Below are 23,041 nucleotides of genomic sequence, written 5' to 3' on the forward strand. Positions count from 1 at the left end.
TATTATCGCATTAATAACAGCTAGTTACAAATCAAGGCGAAAAAAGGAGATAAGAGTTCGCCTCAACTGCACAGTATTTAAAACATTATGTTTAAAGTTTATTATCGTTTTGCATAAGTAAAAAACAATCCTTTACGAATATAATATTTGTAAAGGATTGTTTTTAGCAAATTTTAGTATAAATTTTCAACCTTTAATTTTAAATTCTTAAAAGATACATAAATAGAGTAGTTCTATTCAACCGTCACACTTTTTGCTAAGTTTCTTGGTTTGTCGACATCGTTTCCACGGTGCAAACTAGTATAATATGCTAGTAATTGAGTAGGCACAACACTTACTAAAGGTGAAAGCAGCGGGTTGACTTTCGGTAAGATGAATTGATCTCCAGCTTGCTCCAATCCTTCCATAACGATAACAATGGTATGTGCACCACGGGCATGGACTTCTTGAACGTTTCCACGGGTATGTCCGGCAATGCGTTCATCAGTAATGACAGCAATGACAGGAGTGCCTTCTTCGATTAGCGCGATGGTGCCGTGTTTCAGTTCCCCAGCTGCAAATCCTTCTGTTTGTACATAAGAGACTTCTTTCAATTTCAAAGAAGCTTCCATAGCTACATAATAATCAATTCCTCGCCCAATATAAAAAGCATTTCGGGTAGTGCTAAGATAATCAGTAGCTAGTTTCTCGATTTGTTCTTTTTCAGAAAGAATGCTTTCCATGCTGCTTGCGACAATGCCTAAATCATGAATTATGTTGTTCTCTTCTGATAAGCCTACTGTTTTGCCGACTACTTCAGCCAAAATAGCTAAAACAGCAATTTGAGCAGTATAAGCTTTGGTTGAAGCAACAGCTATTTCTGGACCAGCATGTAACAATAAGGTGAATTCTGCTTCACGAGAAAGCGTTGAACCGGCTACATTAGTCAGTGTTAAAGCAGGATAGTTCATATCGTTGACTTTAACCAAAACTTGGCGGCTATCCGCTGTTTCTCCGCTTTGGGATAAGAAAATAAAGAACGGTTTTTTAGTCAGCAATGGCATGTTGTGGCCAAATTCGCTGGCTAAGTGAACTTCGGTTGGGATATGCGTTAAGGTTTCAAGCAATTGCTTTCCGACCCAACCGGCATTATAACTCGTTCCGCAAGCAACAATGTAGATCCGGTCGCTGGCAGTCAGTTTAGCTACGATCGCTTGATCTATCTCGAGGTTTCCTGCTTCATTTTGATAACTTTGGATGATTTTGCGTATCACAGCAGGTTGTTCATCCATCTCTTTCGCCATATAGTAAGGGTACGTTCCTTTATCTAAATCGTTTAGATTGATTTCGGCAGTATAGGCATCACGTTCCATTACTTCGCCAACGGCATTTTCTATTTTGATGACTTCTTGTGTTAACGTCACGACTTCGCCATCCATTAACTCAACGAATTGGTTGGTTTCTTGGATCATAGCCATGGCATCGCTGCAAATAACGTTAAAACCGTCGCCTTTCCCTACCAGTAACGGGCTTTTATTTTTTGCCGCAAAAACGACATCGGGCTGTTCGTTGTCAATCAAAGCTAAAGCATAAGATCCTTTTAAACAGCTAAGCGCTTTTTTGAAAGCATCAATCGTTGAAAAGTGCTCTTTTTCGACAAACTGGGCGATTAATTGAACGATGATCTCAGTGTCGGTATCACTATGTAGGTCAACGTCACTTAAATAGACAGCATAAACTTCTTTATAATTTTCAATAACTCCGTTATGAACAATAGTGAAGCGTCCGCTGTTTGATTGATGAGGATGAGCGTTTTCCACGCTAGGAACACCATGAGTTGCCCAACGTGTGTGGCCAATTCCGACGTTAGCTGCTATTGAAGAGTCGACTATATTTCGTAAGGCGGCAATTCGGCCTTTTTCTTTGAACAGGTGGCCCGTAGCAGTTTCGTCCATAACGTAAATACCGGCAGAATCATAGCCTCGGTACTCTAATTTCTCTAGTCCTTGCAATAAACTATCTTTTGCATCTTGATAACCAATATATCCAACAATTCCACACATTTCCTTGTCCTTCTTTCTGTAGTAAAACAAATACGAGTCTGTTTATTCTAATGACGAATCGTCAACGGTAGAAAATGACCGAGTGACGCATCAGCATTCGTCTAACAATTGATAACGGACTATACCAAATAACGTGTTTGTTTGTATTGGTATAGACTGGTTTTTATATTTGAATAATCGCGATACGGTAATAATAAGCTTGAATAAAGATAAAGTCAAGAATTTAATTGCATTTAATTTCATTGGTATACCTTGTTCGTTTGTTTCTTTCTATGTAGACCAATCGAGTTAGAGGCACCTATGGCAGTGAACAGTTTGCCAAAAATGGCGGTACCAATTATTGTAATCGTATTCATAAGGAGTTAAGCTTACTTATAGGTAGAAAGTACAAAGTGAAACTTGAGGAGGAAGTATTGTGGAACAAACCAATAGTGGAAAAAAAGGGGCAAAAGCATTTGTTCAACGAATGGGCAGCTATTTAAGCGGTATGGTCATGCCGAACATTGGGGCATTTATTGCATGGGGAATTATAACCGCTTTATTTATTGAAGATGGGTATTGGCCGAATGCCGACTTAGCATCTATGGTTGGTCCGATGTTGTCCTATTTGTTACCTTTATTGATAGGGTATACGGGCGGAAGTATGGTTTATGGCCAACGAGGAGCGGTCGTGGGATCAATCGCAACATTTGGAGTTATCATGGGGTCAGAGGTTCCAATGTTTATTGGAGCGATGGCGTTAGGGCCATTAGGCGGTTATTGTGTCAAATGGTTTGATGACATTTTTAAAGACAAGATCAAAGCAGGATTTGAAATGTTGGTCAACAACTTTTCTAGTGGGATCATTGGATTTCTATTAGCGATCGTTGCTTATTATGGAGTAGGTCCATTTGTAACGATTTTAACTGGAGCTTTGGCTAGCGGAGTAGCATGGATCGTTAGCGCAGGCTTATTGCCACTAGCAAATATTTTTATTGAACCGGCAAAAATTCTCTTTTTGAACAATGCTATCAATCATGGTATTTTAACACCATTGGGTATTGAACAAGCTGCAGAAACAGGGAAATCAATTCTTTTCTTACTAGAAGCTAATCCAGGACCAGGTTTAGGACTCTTATTAGCGTATACATTCTTTGGTAAAGGAGCAGCTAAATCTTCTGCACCTGGAGCTGCATTGATTCAATTTATTGGAGGGATTCATGAAATCTACTTCCCTTATGTTTTAATGAAACCATTGCTGTTCTTAGCTGTTATCGCTGGAGGGATGGCTGGAACGTTGACAAACACAATCATGAACTCTGGTCTAGTCGCTGCAGCATCTCCAGGTTCCATTATTGCTATTCTAGCAATGGCGCCTAAAGGAGGATATCTAGGAGTTATTTTAGGAGTAGTTGCTGGAGCAGTTGTTTCTTTCTTAGTGGCAATGGTCATTTTGAAAGCCGATAAATCTGATCCAGAATCCGAAAAATTTGAAACGAAACTTAAAGAAACACAAGCTATGAAAGCTCAGTCAAAAGGAACAAGCAAATCTGCATCTGCAGTAACTTCAACAGACGATGTAGCACAAGTTAAACAAGCGCAAGTTTCCAAAATCATCTTTGCGTGTGATGCCGGTATGGGTTCTAGTGCAATGGGAGCTTCTATCTTACGCAAAAAAGTGAAAGATGCAGGCTTAGATATTTCGGTGACAAACTCATCGATCAATAACCTGAAAGATGAAGATGGTTTGCTGGTTATCACGCAAGAAGAATTAACAGCTCGTGCAAAACAAAAAACACCTCGGGCAACACAAGTTTCTGTTGAAAACTTCTTAAACAGTCCTAAATACGAGGAAATCATTGATAACTTAAAAAATACTGGCTCAACGGCTACTGAAGCGGCGGCAGAAGTGTCTGCTAATACAGGAACAACATCAAGTGAAGTTCCTAAAAATATTTCTAAGATCATCTTTGCGTGTGATGCTGGTATGGGTTCTAGTGCAATGGGAGCTTCTATCTTACGCAAAAAAGTAAAAGAAGCTGGTTTGGATATCTCGGTGACAAACTCATCGATCAATAACCTAACAGATGAAGACGGTTTGTTGGTCATTACGCAAGAAGAATTAACCGTTCGTGCACAACAAAAAACGCCTCATGCAACACAAGTTTCGGTGGGAAATTTCTTGAATAGTCCGAAATACGATGAAATTATTGATGATTTAAAAAAATCTATTAACGAATAGTTCACTGGAAGGCTTATTGCTTTAGCAACTTGATCGTCTAGGATAAGATAAGTAATGTAAACAACATACTTTTCTTATATAGAATAAGAGTTTTGGGATTCAACTGCAACCAGTGTGTAGCGGTATGCTTTCCCCAAAATTTAAAATAAGGAGAGTAAACACAGTGAAGAGTAGTCACTGTGTTTACTCATTTTGATTTTTTTGGAAAGGAGGAAATCCCGATTAACATTTCTAAAAGAGAAAAGAAAATTATCGAGCTGCTCTTGGAACAAAAAAACGGAGTGACATTAGACTTTTTGACCGAGGCTCTTCGTGTTAGTGACCGGACGATTTACCGTGAAATGTCGAGTCTGGAAAGCACATTAGCCAAAAGCCAAATCAAATTAGTTCGAGAACCGGATAAGGGGTATCGTTTAATTGGCAATGCTATTGCACTCCAGGAATTGCAAGAAAATCTGCATGACTCCTCTAAAGAATTGTCGGTTCAACAACGCCAGAGCATCTTAGTTATCCAATTGTTGCTAAATGAAGAAGAAGTTAAAATGGAAGCTTTAGCCCTTGAACTTCAAGTGAGCGTGGGGACGATCCAATCAGATCTACAATCGATAGAAGAAATTTTTAAAGACTATAAAATTGAAATTCAAAGAAAAAAATCCAAAGGCATCAAAGCCGTTGCTGAAGAAAGCAATCGCAGGTTGATTATTAGCGGATTGATCAGCAGCGAAATCAACGAATACGATTTTTCTCGATTGCTCGAGAGCTTCTCAAAGAAAAATAAAGAGAGCCAATGGGTAAAAAGAGAGAACTTGTTTTTAAATCTATTGGATGAACAAGTGTTGACCAATGTGTACTATGTTCTAAAAGAGTTTGATCAAGATTTCTTTAAACAAGTGACCGATACTCAATTTCAAAAACTCATTATTTTGTTGACCTTTTCCATTATGCGCATCAAGCAAGGCTATACTTTGGAATCCTTCCATACGCCGTTAACGACGGTTGAAGACTCCACAAGTGTCAGCATCGCGAAAGGAATTTTTCAAGCTACCCAGAAGAGGGATGCTATTGAAGTAAACTTGGCAGAAACTTATTTTCTGGCTCTTCAGATAGAAGGCTTGAATGTCCACATACGAAAAGAGTTCTTTTCAGAAGGTTATGATGCAGATTTGAGTTTTAAGGTGAGCGAATTGATTCGTAGAGTTTCTTATCAAATGGATTGGGATTTCAATCAAGACGAAACCTTGTACAATGATTTGCTGGCTCATATCTCTGCTGCGGTTAAGCGAGCGATGGCGCCGATGCCAGGCAATGTAAGTTCACTACTACAAAAGATACATTCACAGTATCAACAATTGAGTCTTGTAGTGGAGGAAAACTTAAAAGAAGTCTTTACAGACATTGAGTTTTTACCTGATGAAATCATCTATATCGTGATTCATTTTGCCTCCACCTATGAGAAGTTGATTGCTAGACAGCATGTTTCTGTATTGGTTATTTGTTCAAGTGGTGTCGGCATGGCTAAAATAGTGCAAAACCGTTTAAAGAAAAATATTCCAGAAATATCTGATATCGCGACCTCGCGTATTTCTCAATTGGATCAACTAGAATTGGAAGACTACGATTTGATTCTCTCCACGATTTTCTTGCAAGGGTTTGAATCAGAATACAAAGTTGTTACGCCATTGCTGATGGATGATGAAATCAAAAGCATCCGGATGTCTATTAAACAATTGCTATCCGAAAAATTGAAAAAACAGCCTTCTGATACTAAAAATCTAGTGACATCGCCGATAGAAGAAAATGAATTTAAAACCTTTTATCATAAAATGACGATCGTAAATCAGTTATTCGAACGGTTCGATTTGAAGAAATGGCAGAATCACCGCAATATAGAAGAACTGATTGAATCTATTTGTTTGTATTTGGAAGAAGAAGCCGTTCTTTCGAATCCCGAAAAAATCAAATGGAAGCTGCTGGAGCGCATGACTATAGCTCCTATTGGTTTACCTGGAACGAACATGGCTTTATTCCATTGTATTGATTCAGAAGTGACCGTGCCGTACTTTGCTATTTATGACATTCCGGCATCTTTTGTGATGGATTCGATTGATAAAGGGACCATTGAGATGAAACGAGTGTTAATGATGCTTGGTCCTGAACCTTTAAGCGAGGCGGCTCAAGAAGTATTGGGATTGATCAGTTCTGCTATTGTTGAAAGTGACTTGAATTTAGAAATCTTTAATGCTGGTTCGAAAAAATTGCTCACCAATTATTTAAATGCCTTATTTTTAGAAAAATACCAAAAACAATAATGAACAAGAAAGAGGATGAATAAAATGGACATTTTAAAAAAAGAAAACATTCGTTTAAACCAAGCTTTTGTAGATAAAGAGGAAGCTATCCGTTACGCTGGTCAAATTTTAGTTGATGGAGGATATGTAGAAGAAGGCTACATTAAAGAAATGATTCAACGCGAAGAGAATTTAACCACTTATATGGGCAACTTTATTGCTATTCCGCATGGTACAGAAAATTCAAAAGATATGATCAAAAAATCAGGACTTTCTGTTGTCCAAATTCCAGGCGGCGTTAACTTTGGAACAGAGGAAGATGAAAAAATGGTCAGCATTGTTTTCGGAATCGCTGGAGTCGGCAATGAGCATTTGGACATTCTTTCAAAAATCGCTATTTATTGCTCAGAGATCGATAACGTTGTTAAATTAGCAGATGCAACTACAGCAGAAGAAGTTTTATCTGCATTGGAAGGGGTCGAATAATATGCAAGCTATTCATTTTGGCGGAGGCAATATTGGCAGAGGGTTTATTGGAGAAGTTCTATCTGAAAATGGATTCGACATTGCATTTATCGATGTCAATAAAGACATCATTGATGCCTTGAACCAGTACAAAGAATATACGATCGAATTAGCTGAAGAAAATAAAAAACACATTACGGTCAAAAATGTTTCCGGCATCAACAATGGTACCCATCCTGAAGAAGTCGTGGAAGCTTTTAAACAGGCAGCCATTGTTACGACTGCCATTGGCCCGAAAATATTGCCGTTTATTGCACCATTGATAGCTGAAGGAATTCAAAAACGTAAAGAAATGAACTCTACTCAACCAGTAGATGTGATTGCTTGTGAAAATATGATTGGCGGAAGTGATTTCCTTAAAAGCGAAGTTATCAAGCATTTATCGGATGAAGAAATTCAATACGTTGAACAATACATTGGATTTCCTAATGCAGCTGTTGACCGGATCGTTCCTCTGCAAACGCATGAAGATAAATTATTTGTTTCAGTTGAACCTTATAAAGAATGGGTCATTGACGAAAGAGCTTTGAAAAATAAAGACCTTAAGTTAACCGGCGCCCATTATGCAGAAGATTTAGAACCGTATATCGAAAGAAAATTATTCACTGTGAATACCGGACATGCGACTACAGCTTATACCGGAAAATATGCGGGTTACAAAACCATAGATGAAGCTTTAAAAGATGAAGAAGTAAAAGCGCAAGTTGAACACGTTTTAGGCGAAACAGGTGCTTTAATGATTGAGAAGTGGGATTTCGATGCAGCTGAGCACCAAGCTTATATTGAAAAAATATTGTCACGTTTCATGAACCCTTATATCTCAGATGATATTACACGTGTAGCAAGAACACCGATGAGAAAATTAGGCTACGATGAACGGTTTATCCGACCTATTCGGGAAGCAAATGAAAGAGGATTGTCTACTGAACATTTAATCAAAACAGTAGCCAAAATATTGGTTTATCGTGATGCTGCTGATGAAGAAAGTCAAAAGCTAGCTGAATTATTAGCAGGAAAACCAGTTGAAGAAGTTATTAAGGAAGTAACAGGTTTGAAAGACAAAACCTTAATTGATAAAATCGCGGACGAATACACTAAAGTAGTCTAGTATCTAATCAAAACGATTCAAGGAACCACCAACATTCAGCAAAAAGCTGCTAATGTTGGTGGTTTTTTTGTCATTAAACGATTTCAAGCAACTATTTGGACATCGCTGAATGAAAAAACGGAAGCCGGTATTAGCCTTTCAGCTGTTCACTGAAAGGTTAATAAATGTAAGCGGTACAGTTAGGTGATATAATAAGAAGAAAAAGAAGGTTTTTTTGAAAATAGTGCAATTGGAAGGAGAAAAAAATATGATCTACACCATTACATTGAATCCAGCCATTGACCGTTTGTTATTCCTTGAAAAAACATTGGTCAAAGAAAAAAACAACCGGCTTAGTAAAGTCGAGTATGATTTAGGCGGAAAAGGTCACCATGGTTCTTTTGCGATGAGTACACTAGGCGTAGAAAACCAAGCATTGGGTTTTTGCGGTACAACGAACAAAAGTAAATTGGAAAAAATTTTAAAGGAAAAAGAACTCAATTATGATTTGGTAGAGGTTTATGGAAAGCCGACTCGAGAAAGCTATGTTATTTTGGAAGCGAACGTTAGCGGTAGTATCTTGATCACTGAAAAAGGTTTTAGAGTCTCCAGTTATGATATAGAATTGTTGACTGAAAAAATTGAAGAAAAGATTCAAGAAAAGGATATCGTTTTGATTGCCGGCTCGATGCCGCCGGGATTCGAACTGAGAGATTTGGAAGAGTTGCTGCATGTATTGAAAAAGAAAAACTGTTTTATCGCATGCGATCTTTCGGGAGCAGCATTGACTAAAGCAGTTGAGGTAGGAGTAAACTTTATCAAACCGAATGCCTTTGAAATACAAGAAATTGTTTCCGCAGAAAATCCTTTACTAGAGAACTTAAAAGAACTGTCTAAAAAAATCGATTATGTCGTTGTTTCGCAAGGAAGTGAAGGCAGCATTTGCAGCCATGATGGTGAGTTTTACCAAATCACGGTTCCTAAAGTCGTTGCAGTGAATGATACGGGTGCTGGTGATTGCTTTGTCGGGGCTTTCTTAGCAAATTTATCTTTAGGAAAGCCATTGACTGAGACGTTAGCCTTTGCGAGCGGTTGTGCTGCAAGCAAAGTGCAATACACGAACAGCACAACATTTAGTGTGAAAGAAGCTAAGTTGTTACAAAAGAAAGTACGAGTTGAAAAATTACAAATGGACTAAAAATAAACAAATTATTAACAAGTCACCATCAGATTTGCCTTGGAAAGAAAAGGCATTTGCTTGATGGTGTCTTTTTTAATACCATCATTATTAAATAACCGTATATATTGTGCATAAAGCCAGAATAAGGATTGACACTCATTAGAATACAATGGTAAGATATGCCCATTGTATTAGATTTTGATTAGTTTATTTTCTTTCATCTTAATCAAATCGACTAAAAAAGCACGATTTATAGGGAGGAATTTTTATGCAGGATATCTTGACAGCTTTCACAAGTGGAAGCTACTTTTATTTTTTGATTGTAGTTGGTATTTTTGCGATTGGGGACTTCTTTGGGATTCTTTCCAAAGCTAAAGTTTCATCTGTATTTGTGGCATTATTTTTATTTCTTATCGGTTTTTTGACGAATGTCTTACCCGCTAATATTATCGAATTAGCTGGTTTATCGGAATTTGGCAGTTTATCGGCCGGCTTATTGATTTTTCATATGGGTACGATGATCAATTTAAAGCAATTAGCTGAAGAATGGCGAACCGTTTTGACAGCCGTTGTATCCATGTTTGTTGTCATGTTGGCTTGTTTAGCGGTCGCTCCAATCGTCGGAGTTAAGAGTGCTATTGTAGCAATTCCAGTGTTAAACGGCGGGATCGTTTCGACACAAATCATGAGTGGTGCAGCTTCTGAAATAGGTTTAGCTATTCCTGCTGCTTTAGGAGTAGTGCTATACGCTATTAAGAAATTTGCCGGTTCTTATCCAGCTTCCTTTTTTGGAGTAAGAGAGGCAAAGGACGTTTTGGCTGATTACCGCAGCAAGCAAAAAAAGGTATTAACGCCAAGTGAAGAAGAATCTATGCAAGCAGACTTACAAAAAAACATCGGCTTCGCTGATAGAAACAACAAGTATTTTACTGATTTTGTCTGTGTAGCAATTGCTGTTTTCTTTGCTTGGATTGCAGTTTCACTAGGAACAGTCACTCCTATCAACTATTCGATTTGGGCTTTGTTATTTGGAGCAGTGATGAGTTATACCAAGTTGGTTCCCAATAAGATCTTAGAAAAAGGGAAAGCCTCAGGATTGCTGTCCATGTTAGTCTTTGCGACAATCGTTCCTTCGCTGGCTAACATTAGTGTGGCTGACTTGCTTTCATTAGGTCTCTCGACTATTTTGCTGATCGGGGTGTCTTTGATAGCTTTATACATTGTTTTCTATTTACTGCCAGGTTGGAAACTGACAAAAACTAAAAATTTAGCTATGGGAATTGCCATGGGACAATTTTTAGGCTTCCCAGCAACTTTTTTGATTTCAAACGAAATTGCTAAAGCCGTAACGGATGATCCTGAAGAACAAGAAATAATTCTAGAACACATTATGCCAGCTTATGTAGTAGCCGGATTGTCGACAGTTACGACGTTATCCATTGTGATCGCTGGAGTTTTCGTTAACTTTTTATAAACCATTAAAATGCAAAGGGGAATACCTATGAAATTTGATCCGAATTTATTTCATTACGCATCAAGACGTAATTTAGTTTACGGCCATAAAGGAATGATTGGCAGCGCAAGTCCGCTGGCGTCGCAAGCAGGACTAGAAATACTGAAAAAAGGCGGAAATGCCATTGATGCAGCAATTGCTACTTCAGCGGCATTAACAGTGGTTGAACCTTCAGGGAATGGGATTGGAGGCGACGCATTTGTTTTGGTTTGGTTTGAAGGGCAAATGTATGGCTTGAATGCCAGCGGAGCAGCACCCGATTTGATGACTTCGGAATCTATTGTAAAAAAAGGTTACCAAGAAATCAGCAAATTTGGATTAGATCCTGTTTCTGTTCCAGGGCTGCCTAGCGGTTGGGTAGCTTTATCTGAAAAGTTTGGCAATTTGCCTTTAACAGAAGTGTTGGAACCAGCAGCTAAAATTGCTGAAGAAGGCTTCCCAGTTGCCAGTAATGTTGCGCGTTTATGGAAACGATACTATAAAATTTACTCAGCTGCTTTAAAAGATTACCCTGTTTTGAAAACGTGGTTCGATGTTTTTTGCCCAGATGACCGTCCGGTGGAAGCCGGCGAAATGTGGTCTTCTGAAGGTCACGCTAAAGCCCTGCGAGAAATTGCCAACACAAATGGAGAATCGTTTTACCGCGGGAAAATTGCGGATGAGATCGATGCATTTTCACGGGAGCATGGCGGCTACATACGCAAAGAAGATTTGGAAAAGCACCAAGTAGAATGGGTCGACCCTATTTCCACGAATTACCGTGGTTATGATGTTTGGGAACTGCCGCCGAATGGGATTGGTGTAATTGTCTTAATGGCTCTCAATATCCTAGAGAACTTAGAGTTAAAAGGGAAAGACGATATTGAAACGTATCATAAGCAAATTGAAGCCATCAAACTGGCATTCAGCGATGGTTTAGAGCATATCGCTGATCCCAAAGCGATGAAAGTTGAATTAGAAGCGATGTTATCAAAAGAGTATGCAAAAGAACGCAGCGAGCTGATTGGTGAAGAAGCGTTAACGCCAGCTCCTGGTGAGTTGGATAAGTCAGGGACCGTTTATTTTGCAACAGCCGATAAAGACGGCAACATGGTTTCTTATATCCAAAGCAACTACACAGGTTTTGGCTCCGGAACGGTTTTACCTGGATGGGGAATCAGTCTGCATAATCGCGGTTGTCAATTTACTTTGGAGAAAGGTCATCCAAATTATTTAGTACCGGGTATGCGTCCTTACCATACCATCATTCCTGGATTTCTAACGCAAGGCGATACCGCTATTGGACCGTTTGGTGTGATGGGCGGACCATTGCAGCCTCAAGGGCATATGCAGCTGGTCAGCAGCATGATCGACTTTCATTTGAATCCGCAAGATGCACTAGATGCTCCTAGATGGCAATGGATCAAAGGAAAACACATTCAAGTTGAACCGAGCATGCCTTTCCATGTGACCGAAGCGCTGATGCGAAAAGGACATGAAGTGGAAGTGGTCAATGAAACAATTATGTTCGGACGCGGCCAAATCATTTTGCGTGATAAGAATGGTGTTTTAGTCGGTGGAACAGAACCAAGATCAGACGGGTATTTATCTGTCTGGTAAACTAACAAAGACAAGTCTTCCCATTTTTGTGGTGACTTGTCTTTGTTTTTATTGGCCGCTAGATTTGATTCAAAAGGATAAACTTCATTAAACAAGCTGAAACTTATATAATAACAGTAAAGCCATTCAGACGATAACGTGTAAATGGTTTATATGAGGAGAGTGAGGTCCAAATGAAAATTGTCATTGCACCAGACTCGTTTAAAGAAAGTTTAACCGCATTAGAAGCAGCCAATGCTATCGAAGAAGGATTTAAAAAAGTATTTCCTGATGCAGAATATGTAAAAATTCCGATGGCTGATGGAGGCGAAGGAACAGTGCAGTTTTTAGTTGATGCTACAAAAGGAAGGCTGGAAACGCTTATTGTTCAAGGACCATTAGGGGAACCAGTAGAAGGATTTTACGGTATTTCAGGAGATGGTACGGTCGCCATTATTGAAATGGCGGCAGCTTCAGGATTGCACTTAGTTCCCCCTTCGGAACGGAATCCACTGATTACCTCTACATGGGGTACTGGAGAATTGATTCAAGATGCTTTAAATAAAGGGGTCAAAGAAATTTTAATTGGCATCGGAGGCAGTGCAACCAATGATGGCGGTGCTGGAATGATTCAATGTCTAGGCGGGGAACTGCTGGATAAAAAAGGACAACAAATCATCCCGAGTGGAATCGGCTTAGCTGATTTAGTTTCAATCGATCTTGCCAAATTAAACCCAAAATTAAAAGAAGTTGAAATCAAAGTAGCGTGTGATGTGGACAATCCTTTAACCGGACCTAAAGGAGCTTCTTATGTTTATGGATTCCAAAAAGGCGGAACACTGGAACAAGTAGAACAACTCGATCAAAATTTAGCACACTTTGCCCGTTTGATTCGTCAGGATTTGAATCAAGACATTGAGTTTGTTGCTGGAGCAGGAGCAGCTGGCGGTTTAGGAGGCGCATTATTAGCCTTTTTAGGCGGTAAATTGCAAAATGGCGGTGAATTGGTTAGCGGGTTGGTCGGTTTAGCAGATGAAGTCCGCAATGCCGATTTAGTTATTACGGGCGAAGGCGGGGTCAACCATCAAACGATTTATGGAAAAACGCCTATTTGTGTGGCTAAAATTGCCCAAAGGTATCAAGTGCCGGTCATCGCTATTGCCGGACGATTATCTGGTGATTATGAGGCGATTTATGAACATGGAGTGACGGCCGTCTTCAGCATTCTTTCTGAAATTACTTCTTTAGAGAGTGCATTGGAAACGGGATATGAAAATATAAAACAAACTGCACAAAACATTGCGGCAGTTATTAAGATTGGAAAGTAATAATAAAGAGGAATTATAGTAGTCGATAGGTTACTTGTTACACAAGTTATAGATGTAAGCAAAAATAAAAGAGTTTTTTCTTTTTTTATGAAAGCCGAAACGATATTATCCGTTAAAAAATGATAATGTAGGAAGAATTAAAGAAAACTACAGAATTAAATCACTAACGTTTGATATATAAAGAGCAGTTTTGGTATGATTAAGTTTAGACAATGGCTTATCTGCAAAAACAAGCACAATGGAAGGAACGATTGGATTGGAAAATTATAAAAGAAGAATTGAATTGAAACAAGATGTTAAAGATCTCTTTCGTGGGAGATGGAAAGACGCGATTTTACTAAATTTAGTACCAACATTATTGATGTTAACAATTGGCGTAATAGGTGCAATTGTTATAGTTGGAATAATGAATCAACCTATGGATGTCGCAGCTGATTATATGCCGAATTATGAAACGAGTTTTTCTGATAACGCTGGAACTGCTGGTGGCATTATTTCTACATTGATAACTGTCGGGATTTCTTATACATTTTTAGATTGGTTTAGAAATCCAGAATTGACTATCCATCCATTTAAGAATGCTTTTCAAGTTTTTACTAAAAAGTATTTTCTAAGATCCGTATTAATTTATATTATCATTTCAATATTCACCTTTTTTTGGACACTGTTATTTATTGTTCCAGGAATTATTAAATCATTAGCTTATTCCCAAGCTTATTTTATTTATAAAGACCGTACAAATCATTCTGAAAATGAAAAACCATCTGCATTAGATTGCATTACTGAAAGCAGAAGAATGATGGATGGACACAAGTGGGAATATTTTAAATTACAACTAAGTTTCATTGGTTGGGGACTGCTTAGCATCTTGACTTTCGGAATTGGATTCTTATGGTTAAATCCTTATATGAATGCTACTATGGCCGCCTTTTATGATGACTTATCTGCAAATTATTATAGAACCGAACAAGTAGAAATAATCTAAAAAGAAACATAAAAAAGTTCCCATCAGTCTAAATGATGGGAACTTTTTTTGTTCAGAACAGAGAGGAGCTTTTATCCTTGAGAAATTTCTTGGCTTAATTTATATAAATTAAGAGGATCGGTTATATGCTTTTTATTCTTTAGAGTGTCAAGAAGGTCATTTTCTACGTATTTATTTTCTACGTTTCCTAAGCTTAGACCGCCTTTACCGGCCATCAGCAACTCAACAGCTTTTGCTCCGAAAACACTTGCAAGCACACGGTCGCGGGCTGTAGGAGAACCGCCTCGTTGAACATGTCCTAATACAGTGAAACGTGTTTGGAAGTCTCCATATTTGCTAAGTTCAGCAGCAAATTTATCTGCTTTCATTACGCCCTCAGCAACAACGATAATACTATGTTTTTTATCGCGTTCTCTTCCGATGCGAATCGTGTTTGCAATTTCTTCCATATCAAATTCTTTTTCAGGAATAATGATTTGTTCCGCTCCGCCAGCAATGCCTGACCAAAGCGCAATATCGCCAGCATCTCTGCCCATAACTTCGATAACCAGCGTCCGGATGTGGCTGGTAGCTGTATCTCTGATTTTATCAATAGATTCTAAAACAGTGTTGATAGCTGTATCAAAACCAATACAGAAATCAGTTCCAGCAATATCATTATCAATCGTAGCAGGTATGCCAATGGTCGGATAACCGTGCTTTGTTAAAGCAAGGGCTCCTTTATAAGAACCATCTCCACCAATAACCACTAAACCTTCAATACCGAATTTTTTCAGCTGCTCAATACCTTTTAATTGTCCTTCTTCAGATGCAAATTCGGGATAACGAGCAGAATACAGGAACGTTCCTCCTTTGTAAATCTTTTCACCAACATCAGAAACGGTTAATTTTCGGATGTCTCCAGCCACTAGTCCAGCAAATCCGTAGTTGATTCCAAAAACTTCGATGCCTTCGTAAACCCCTTTACGAACAACAGCTCTAACAGCTGCGTTCATACCAGGAGCGTCTCCTCCACTTGTTAAAACAGCAATACGTTTCATGTTTTTCACCTCATAAATGTATTTGATCTCATTACTATCTACAACAACCCTTATCTATTATAGATAGTCTAAGCGGTCAAGTCTAGAACCTTATCTGAAAGTTAGAATTGGGTTTCAGATAATGATGCTTATTTTTTCATTTTAACATTTAACTCTAATGGAATATACTAATTAGGACTATTCCTTATAGTTGAGATTTTTTAAAATATTTACTAAACTTTACTTGACCTTTTTTACTGGAAGAAATAGAATAAGAGTAACACTACGAATCAAAGGAGAATGATGATGGAATTGACAGAATTAAAACAAAAATTTCAAGAGTTTTTTGGCGACAAAGAAATGAAAGCGTTTTTTGCTCCGGGTCGGATTAATTTAATCGGTGAACACACAGATTATAATGGCGGGAATGTTTTTCCGTGTGCGATCACACTTGGGACTTTTGGCTTGGCTGCTAAAAGAGAAGATACGACAATCAATTTGTATTCTGAAAATTTTCCTGAGTTAGGCATTATCTCATTTGATGTAACGGATTTAGAGTATCGTAAGGAAGATAAATGGACAAACTATCCTAAAGGCGTCATTAAGTACTTGAAAGAAGCAGGGTATGAGATTGATACGGGAATGGATGTTGTGATTTACGGAAATATTCCTAATGGTGCCGGATTGTCTTCCTCTGCTTCGCTTGAGATGCTGACAGGTGTTATGCTGGAAGAGTTGTTTAACCTAAATGTAACTCGTTTGGATTTGATAAAAATCGGGAAGAAAGTAGAAAATAAATTTATCGGTGTCAGTTCTGGTATTATGGACCAATTTGCAGTAGGAATGGGCGAAAAAGATAAAGCTATCTTATTGGATTGCAATACGCTTGAATATGAAATGGTTCCTGTCGAATTAGGCGACAACAAAATTGTCATTATGAATACGAAAAAACGTCGAGAATTAGCAGAATCAGGCTACAATACACGTCATAGCGAATGTGAACAAGCATTGGAAGAGCTACAAAAATTTGTTTCTATTCCATCATTGGGTGCTTTGGATGAAGCGACCTTTGAAACGTATCAAGATCAATTGTCAAATCAAATGATCAAAAAACGAGCGCGTCATGCTGTAAGTGAAAACCAACGGACATTAAAAGCAGCACAAGCATTGAAAGCTGGGAATTTAAAAGAATTCGGATTATTGATGAACGCTTCGCATATTTCTTTGCGGGATGATTATGAAGTAACGGGTATAGAATTGGATACGTTAGTACAGGCGGCTTGGGATCAACCTGGTGTGATCGGGGCACGCATGACCGGTGCAGGATTTGGCGGATGTGCGATTGCATTGGTTGCTGACGATCAAATTGAGACCTTTATTGAAAAGGTTGGGAAAGTGTATGAAGCTGAAATCGGTTATCCAGCTGAATTTTATATTGCCAGTATCAGCGACGGCGCAAAAATGCTAGAGGAGGCGTAACATTATGACAGTAGTAGTACTAGGCGGGGCAGGATATATTGGGTCGCATGCCGTTGACCAATTGATTGAACGCGGGTATGAGGTAGCGGTGGTCGATAACCTGCAAACGGGTCATCAAGAAGCCATTCCAGCGCAAGCACGCTTTTATCAAGGCGATATTCGCGACAAAGTTTTTTTGAGCAGTGTTTTCGAGAAAGAAACGGTTGAAGGAGTGCTGCATTTTGCTGCCAATTCGCTGGTCGGCGAATCTATGCAAGAACCGTTGCAGTATTTCAATAACAATGTCTATGGTACACAAGTGACTTTAGAGGTAATGCAGCAATTTGGCGTTAAGCCGATCGTTTTTTCTTCATCGGCTGCTACTTACGGCGAACCGAAAGCCATTCCTATTAAAGAAACAGCTGAAACCAATCCAGAAAGTCCTTATGGCGAATCGAAATTGATGATGGAAAAGATGTTGAAATGGTGCAGTAAAGCTTATGATATGCAATTTGTTGCCCTACGGTATTTCAATGTGGCTGGAGCAAAATGGGATGGCAGTATCGGGGAAGACCATTCGCCAGAAACTCATTTGGTTCCCATCATTTTAGAAACGGCTTTAGGACAACGTGAACAAGTAGCTATTTTTGGCGAAGACTACGATACGCCAGATGGCACATGTATTCGCGACTATATTCATGTGGTCGATTTGATCGAAGCACATATTCTAGCTTTAGAGTATTTGAAAGCAGGCAACCCGAGTTCTATTTTTAACCTAGGCAGCAGTGTAGGTTTTTCAGTCAAAGAAATTTTACAAACCGCACGACAAGTGACGGGAAAAGAAATTCCGGCTAAAATTGAAGCACGCCGAATGGGCGACCCAAGTACCTTGATCGCTTCAAGTGAAAAAGCTAAAACTGTTTTAGGGTGGAATCCAAAACAAACGGATGTGAGAGACATTATCGCTTCTGCTTGGCGCTGGCATGAGCTGCATCCAGAAGGTTACCAATCCAAAAAATAAAAAAGGGGCTTTTTACTTTTATGGGTAAGCAAAAGACTATCAATCAACTTATTACTGATTTTATTGAATTAGGGGTTTTCCAGCAAGAGATCGATCCACTGGATAAAATTCTAAAAACAAATGAATTGTTGCGCTTATTGAAAAAAGAAGATTTTCAACAAAACTTAGCAGCGTCTGATCCGCTGCCGGAACGGTTAGCCGTCTTGGATCAGCTTATCGAATATGCAGTGCAGGAAAAAGTCATTGAAGATATCCAAGCTGCGCATGAGATACTAGGCGCAGAGATCATGAGTTTGATCACCCCGCTGACCTCTGAAGTAAATCGCCAGTTTTGGGAGCGTTACGTTTTCGGACCGCAAGCGGCGACGGATTATTTTTATCAATTAAGTCAGTCAAATGATTACATTAAAACACGCAGCATTGCGAAAAATATCCAATTTTATTTTCCTTGTGAGTTCGGCAAACTGGAGATAACGATCAATCTGTCTAAACCAGAAAAAGATCCCAAACAAATAGCATTGGAGAAGCATGCGGGGAGTTCCGGTTATCCAATCTGTTTGCTGTGTATGGAAAATGAAGGCTATGCCGGACGCGTTAATCACCCGGCCAGAAGCAACCATCGCATTGTCCGAATGTTGGTGAATAAGGAATGCTGGGGTTTACAGTACTCGCCATACGCTTATTACAATGAGCATTGTATTTTTTTATCGGAAGTTCATAAACCCATGAAAGTGGAAAAAGCTACTTTCAGTAAACTGCTGGGGATCGTTGAACAGTTTCCTCATTACTTCGTAGGGTCTAATGCCGATTTGCCGATTGTTGGGGGATCAATTTTATCGCATGATCATTATCAAGGAGGTCGCCATACTTTTGCAATGGCTGAAGCGGAGGTAAACTTTTCATTTCCGTTAGATGCTTTTCCAATGATTGAAGCAGGAGTTGTTAACTGGCCGATGTCCGTAATCCGGCTGAAGAGCGCCGATAAAGAAGCGATGATTGAAGCGGCTGCCTTTATTCTAGAGCAGTGGCGCGGATATTCTGATAAAGAAGCGGCTATTTTAGCTTATACGGGTGAAGTGCCGCATAATACGATCACGCCCATCGCACGTCGCAAAGGAACTGATTTTGAATTGGATCTGGTTTTACGAAATAACCGGACGTCAGAAGAATTTCCGGATGGTATTTTCCATCCGCATCCTGATGTACAGCACATCAAGAAAGAAAATATCGGCTTGATCGAAGTTATGGGTCTAGCAATTTTGCCGCCGCGATTAAAAACAGAGCTGCAAGAAGTTGAACAGTATTTATTGGATAAACCTAATGACCTAGCGGACTCTCATAAAGAATGGGCAAATGTGTTGAAAGCAGAAAAACAGCCGACTGCAGCAACTGTTCACCACATTGTAGAAGAAGCTGTAGGAGAAGTTTTCTTACGTGTATTGGAAGATGCGGGAGTTTACAAACAAACGCTGGCAGGACAAACGGCCTTTAAACGATTTATCAAAACGTTACAGTAGGAGAATAGGAGGAGCATTTAAATGAAAGTAAGCAAACGTCCTTTTGGAAAAGTGGATGGCGAACCAGTTTACGAGTATACTTTGGTAAATACCAAAGGGATGCAATTATCGGCGATGAATTATGGAGCTGCTGTGACGGCTATCCTGATGCCGGATAAGTTCGGAAAAAATAAAAACATCGTATTGGGCTTTGATTCAGTAGATAAATATGTTGAACACCGTCCATTTTACGGTGCAACGATTGGCCGTGTTGCTGGTCGGATCGCGGGCGGGAAATTTAAGTTAAAAGATAAAACGGTTCAGGTGATGGTCAATGAAGGTGAAAACCACCATCATGGTGGAAACCCAGCTTTTGAATCACGATTTTGGACAGTCGAAACAAAAGCAGCAGCAGATGCCGATGAAGGCACGTTGACGTTTACTTATGTAAGCCCGGACGGTGAAAATGGCTATCCAGGTAATTTGACGGTGCAAGTGGTTTATACATTAACGGAACAAAACGAGTGGAAAATCCATTATACAGCCACTACAGATGAGACAACCTTATTTAATCCGACGAATCATGTTTACTTTAATTTGACAGGTGATCATACGAAAGGTGTTTTAGAGCATGAACTTCAACTGAACAGCGATTGTTATGCTCCTTTGCGAGAAGACTCTATTCCAACTGGCGAATTAGCGGATGTAACCGACACGGATTTTGATTTTAGACAATCAAAACCATTAAAAACGGGTGTAGATAGCGATCATCCACAGTTGCAGTTAAATCGAGGATACGATCATCCTTTTGTGCTGAACCATTCATTGAACCAACACCAAGCAGACGGTCAAATCAGCGATCCGGTCAGCGGTCGACGTGTGCGGTTTACGACCGATCGTGAAGCCGTCGTTGTGTATCTAAACAATTGGGCGGATGGGGCTTATGACATCGACAGTCAGCCTGTATTAGCTTATTCAGGAGTGGCATTAGAGACACAGACCTTACCAGATGCGATCAACCACAAAAATTTCGGCAATAGTATTTTGAACCCGGGTGAAACTTTTCAGTCAGAAACGGTTTACCACTTTGATTTAATTTGATAAAAAATAGACTGAAAAGAAAGTAGGAAAAGCATGGCAACGATTAAAGACATCGCTGAAAAAGCCGGTGTTTCAAGTGCAACGGTTTCGCGAGTGTTGAATTATGATGAAACGTTATCGGTAGGCGACGATACAAAGAAGCGTATTTTTGAAGCAGCTGAAGCTTTGGACTATACCAAATACCAGAAAAAGAGAGCTAAAAAAAAGGGCAAGCTGGCAATCGTGCAGTGGTATACTGAAAAAGAAGAACTGGATGATTTATATTATTTATCCATCCGGCTGGGTGTTGAGAAACGCGCGGAAGAAGAAGGGTATGAAGTCATTCGTTTTTTTCAAGATACAGATATTGACACAACTGCAGATATTGAAGGCATTGTAGCGATTGGGAAATTCAGTGATTCTCAAATTGAACGGTTAACAGGGTGGACAAGTAGCATTTGCTTTGTGGATTTCGATTTATTGGACCGTAAGCTGGATTCGGTGGTCGTTGATTTTGAGCAGGCCGTTCATTCCGTAATGGATTATTTAACAAAAAAAGGCCATCAGCGAATCGGCTTTATCGGAGGACAGGAAAATTACGGAGATCGATCCAGCACGCCTGTGGATAAGCGATCTATTCTAGTGGGAAACTATCTTCGTCGTTTGAGCTTGTATCAAGAAAAGCATCGGTTTATCGGTTCTTTCAATGTGACATCAGGTTATCACTTAATGAAGCAAGCAATGGAAGAGTTAGGCGATGATTTGCCACCAGCTTTTTTTATGGCCAATGATGCTTTAGCTATCGGTGCTTTACGAGCGTTGCAAGAAGCGGGGATATCTGTTCCAGAACAAGTTGAAGTGATTGGCTTCAATGATATCAGTGTGGCTAAGTATGTTTACCCAACATTGAGTACCGTTAAAGTTTATACGGAAATGATGGGAGAAGCCGGTTTTGATCTATTAATGGATCAGCTTGAATCAAATCGGAGAGTAGCGAAAAAAATAACGTTATCCACAGATTTGATTTTACGTGAAAGTACCACATAGAAAACGGTTAAAATAGAAAGAAGAGTTGACCTGATAGCTAAAATTGCTGTTTTAGAAGCAATTTTAGTTTTCGGGTTATTTATTTTTGGGTTTTTCCGTTATACTGCAAGTGTAGGATAACGGTCAGAGGAGTAGCTTGAAGGCTTTTCTAGGTCTAAAAACAACTATTTGGTATGATTAGAAATGAGAGTGAGGTTTTTTTATGAAAAAGAATTCCAGACAGCCAGCAAGAAAACGAAAAGAAGCAACGAAACAAGTGAGCAATGCTAAAACAACTAATTATGTAGTGAAAGAGCCGACTGAGTTACTAGCATTTTTGCTGCAAGAAAAAGTGAAAAACAGCCGAAATTCAATAAAATCCGTTTTAAGCCGCGGTCAAGTGATAGTAGATGGAAAGGTTATCACACAGCATAATTATTCATTACTGCCTGGACAAACAGTCGGCATCGTCGCTAATAAAGTCGCCATCAAAGAGAATGCATTAGTTGGGGTCAGCATTTTACATGAAGATGAAGACATTATTGTGATCAACAAAGAAGCCGGCATGTTGTCTATGGCTTCTAAAAATGAAAATGATTTGACAGCTTATCGACAATTAACGACTTATGTTAAAGAAGACAATCAAAAAAACCGCATTTATATCGTTCACCGTTTGGACAGAGATACGTCAGGCGTGATGTTGTTTGCGAAAAGCGAAGCCGTAAAAATAGCGCTGCAAGAAAAATGGAGCGATGTTGTGAAAGAAAGAATTTATACGGCTTTAGTTGAAGGCGTAGTTCGCAATGAAGAAGGAACCATCAGTTCTTGGTTAACGGAAAATAAAGCCATGCGTGTCTTTTCAAGCCCAGTTGATAATGGCGGGAAACATGCGGTCACTCATTACAAAAAAATCCGATCAAACGAACAGTTTTCGCTATTAGAAATTCAATTGGAAACGGGCCGTAAAAATCAAATTCGTGTCCACATGGAAGAGATGGGCCATCCAGTTGTAGGCGATAAAAAATACGGATCAAGAATCAATCCTCTAAAACGTCTGGGTCTGCATGCGTCCACTTTAGCTTTAGTACACCCTAGAACAGGAGAAGTTGTCCGTTTTCAAGCTAAAGTACCAAAAGTATTTTTACAAAATTCTAAATAACAGAAAGAACAACAGCCAAGCTTTCCCAAATAATG

General features: G+C 39.2%; 17 protein-coding genes. 15 read left to right on the forward strand and 2 right to left on the reverse strand.

The features are described 5' to 3' along the window. Window positions 1–233: 233 nt before the first annotated feature. Window positions 234–2,042, reverse strand: a complete 1,809-nt coding sequence (gene glmS, locus JHE06_RS01715; RefSeq protein ID WP_201089183.1) for a glutamine--fructose-6-phosphate transaminase (isomerizing) — start codon at window positions 2,040–2,042, stop codon at window positions 234–236. A 415-nt stretch (window positions 2,043–2,457) separates the two neighbouring features. Here glmS and JHE06_RS01720 point away from each other — a divergent pair, with 415 nt between their 5' ends. The 9 genes from JHE06_RS01720 to JHE06_RS01760 all read left to right on the forward strand — a co-directional run bounded on the left by JHE06_RS01720 (window position 2,458) and on the right by JHE06_RS01760 (window position 14,747). Next, window positions 2,458–4,263 carry a PTS mannitol-specific transporter subunit IIBC gene (locus tag JHE06_RS01720; protein WP_201089185.1) on the forward strand — a complete coding sequence of 602 codons (1,806 nt, stop codon included), beginning with the start codon at window positions 2,458–2,460 and terminating at the stop codon, window positions 4,261–4,263. A gap of 179 nt (window positions 4,264–4,442) precedes the next feature. Then, the gene (locus JHE06_RS01725) at window positions 4,443–6,572 is read left to right on the forward strand and encodes a BglG family transcription antiterminator (protein WP_231726736.1); all 2,130 of its coding nucleotides are present in this window, start codon (window positions 4,443–4,445) and stop codon (window positions 6,570–6,572) included. Between the two features lie 24 nt (window positions 6,573–6,596). Next, window positions 6,597–7,037 carry a PTS sugar transporter subunit IIA gene (locus JHE06_RS01730; RefSeq protein WP_058919853.1) on the forward strand — a complete coding sequence of 147 codons (441 nt, stop codon included), beginning with the start codon at window positions 6,597–6,599 and terminating at the stop codon, window positions 7,035–7,037. A gap of 1 nt (window position 7,038) precedes the next feature. Continuing rightward, a complete protein-coding gene (locus JHE06_RS01735) occupies window positions 7,039–8,184 on the forward strand; it encodes a mannitol-1-phosphate 5-dehydrogenase (RefSeq protein ID WP_058919854.1) in 1,146 nt (381 codons plus the stop codon). Window positions 8,185–8,431: 247 nt separating this feature from the next. Beyond that, entirely contained in the window at window positions 8,432–9,361 is a 930-nt protein-coding gene (locus JHE06_RS01740; RefSeq protein WP_201089187.1) for a 1-phosphofructokinase family hexose kinase, read from the forward strand. Window positions 9,362–9,611: 250 nt separating this feature from the next. Further along, a complete protein-coding gene (locus JHE06_RS01745; protein ID WP_201089188.1) occupies window positions 9,612–10,817 on the forward strand; it encodes a hypothetical protein in 1,206 nt (401 codons plus the stop codon). 27 nt (window positions 10,818–10,844) lie between these two features. Continuing rightward, window positions 10,845–12,455, forward strand: a complete 1,611-nt coding sequence (locus JHE06_RS01750) for a gamma-glutamyltransferase family protein (protein WP_058919856.1) — start codon at window positions 10,845–10,847, stop codon at window positions 12,453–12,455. Between the two features lie 173 nt (window positions 12,456–12,628). After that, a complete protein-coding gene (locus tag JHE06_RS01755; RefSeq protein WP_201089190.1) occupies window positions 12,629–13,762 on the forward strand; it encodes a glycerate kinase in 1,134 nt (377 codons plus the stop codon). Window positions 13,763–14,018: 256 nt separating this feature from the next. Beyond that, window positions 14,019–14,747, forward strand: a complete 729-nt coding sequence (locus JHE06_RS01760; protein WP_201089192.1) for a DUF975 family protein — start codon at window positions 14,019–14,021, stop codon at window positions 14,745–14,747. Window positions 14,748–14,818: 71 nt separating this feature from the next. On the opposite strand, the gene pfkA is transcribed toward JHE06_RS01760, so the two are convergent. After that, a complete protein-coding gene (gene pfkA, locus JHE06_RS01765) occupies window positions 14,819–15,787 on the reverse strand; it encodes a 6-phosphofructokinase (protein WP_058919859.1) in 969 nt (322 codons plus the stop codon). Between the two features lie 285 nt (window positions 15,788–16,072). On the opposite strand from pfkA, the gene JHE06_RS01770 reads away from it, so the two are divergent. The 6 genes from JHE06_RS01770 (at window position 16,073) to JHE06_RS01795 (ending at window position 23,006) form a co-directional block, all read left to right on the forward strand. After that, window positions 16,073–17,245 (forward strand): galactokinase, encoded by a 1,173-nt coding sequence (locus JHE06_RS01770; RefSeq protein ID WP_201089904.1) that lies wholly within the window; start codon window positions 16,073–16,075, stop codon window positions 17,243–17,245. A 4-nt stretch (window positions 17,246–17,249) separates the two neighbouring features. Beyond that, window positions 17,250–18,245 (forward strand): UDP-glucose 4-epimerase GalE, encoded by a 996-nt coding sequence (galE, locus tag JHE06_RS01775; protein WP_058919861.1) that lies wholly within the window; start codon window positions 17,250–17,252, stop codon window positions 18,243–18,245. 20 nt (window positions 18,246–18,265) lie between these two features. After that, complete coding sequence (galT, locus tag JHE06_RS01780; protein ID WP_058919862.1) at window positions 18,266–19,762, forward strand: UDP-glucose--hexose-1-phosphate uridylyltransferase; 1,497 nt, start codon at window positions 18,266–18,268, stop codon at window positions 19,760–19,762. Between the two features lie 21 nt (window positions 19,763–19,783). Continuing rightward, on the forward strand, window positions 19,784–20,842 hold the full coding sequence (locus tag JHE06_RS01785; protein WP_201089194.1) for an aldose epimerase family protein: 1,059 nt from the start codon (window positions 19,784–19,786) through the stop codon (window positions 20,840–20,842). A 33-nt stretch (window positions 20,843–20,875) separates the two neighbouring features. Further along, a complete protein-coding gene (locus tag JHE06_RS01790; protein WP_201089196.1) occupies window positions 20,876–21,868 on the forward strand; it encodes a LacI family DNA-binding transcriptional regulator in 993 nt (330 codons plus the stop codon). A gap of 202 nt (window positions 21,869–22,070) precedes the next feature. Further along, window positions 22,071–23,006, forward strand: coding sequence for an RluA family pseudouridine synthase (locus JHE06_RS01795; RefSeq protein ID WP_201089198.1), 936 nt, complete (start codon window positions 22,071–22,073; stop codon window positions 23,004–23,006). The last annotated feature ends 35 nt before the right edge of the window (window positions 23,007–23,041 follow it).

The sequence above is a fragment of the Carnobacterium sp. CS13 genome (assembly GCF_016653495.1).
Lineage (GTDB): Bacteria > Bacillota > Bacilli > Lactobacillales > Carnobacteriaceae > Carnobacterium_A > Carnobacterium_A antarcticum.

What these genes read in the sequence shown, in the direction of transcription:
- galE (WP_058919861.1), top strand. Translation starts at nt 17,250, where the DNA reads ATGACAGTAGTAGTACTAGGCGGGGCAGGATATATTGGGTCGCATGCC.
- galT (WP_058919862.1), top strand. Translation starts at nt 18,266, where the DNA reads ATGGGTAAGCAAAAGACTATCAATCAACTTATTACTGATTTTATTGAA.
- JHE06_RS01795 (WP_201089198.1), top strand. Translation starts at nt 22,071, where the DNA reads ATGAAAAAGAATTCCAGACAGCCAGCAAGAAAACGAAAAGAAGCAACG.
- JHE06_RS01785 (WP_201089194.1), top strand. Translation starts at nt 19,784, where the DNA reads ATGAAAGTAAGCAAACGTCCTTTTGGAAAAGTGGATGGCGAACCAGTT.
- JHE06_RS01735 (WP_058919854.1), top strand. Translation starts at nt 7,039, where the DNA reads ATGCAAGCTATTCATTTTGGCGGAGGCAATATTGGCAGAGGGTTTATT.
- JHE06_RS01745 (WP_201089188.1), top strand. Translation starts at nt 9,612, where the DNA reads ATGCAGGATATCTTGACAGCTTTCACAAGTGGAAGCTACTTTTATTTT.
- JHE06_RS01730 (WP_058919853.1), top strand. Translation starts at nt 6,597, where the DNA reads ATGGACATTTTAAAAAAAGAAAACATTCGTTTAAACCAAGCTTTTGTA.
- JHE06_RS01770 (WP_201089904.1), top strand. Translation starts at nt 16,073, where the DNA reads ATGGAATTGACAGAATTAAAACAAAAATTTCAAGAGTTTTTTGGCGAC.
- JHE06_RS01790 (WP_201089196.1), top strand. Translation starts at nt 20,876, where the DNA reads ATGGCAACGATTAAAGACATCGCTGAAAAAGCCGGTGTTTCAAGTGCA.
- JHE06_RS01755 (WP_201089190.1), top strand. Translation starts at nt 12,629, where the DNA reads ATGAAAATTGTCATTGCACCAGACTCGTTTAAAGAAAGTTTAACCGCA.
- JHE06_RS01750 (WP_058919856.1), top strand. Translation starts at nt 10,845, where the DNA reads ATGAAATTTGATCCGAATTTATTTCATTACGCATCAAGACGTAATTTA.
- JHE06_RS01740 (WP_201089187.1), top strand. Translation starts at nt 8,432, where the DNA reads ATGATCTACACCATTACATTGAATCCAGCCATTGACCGTTTGTTATTC.
- pfkA (WP_058919859.1), bottom strand. Translation starts at nt 15,787, where the DNA reads ATGAAACGTATTGCTGTTTTAACAAGTGGAGGAGACGCTCCTGGTATG.
- glmS (WP_201089183.1), bottom strand. Translation starts at nt 2,042, where the DNA reads ATGTGTGGAATTGTTGGATATATTGGTTATCAAGATGCAAAAGATAGT.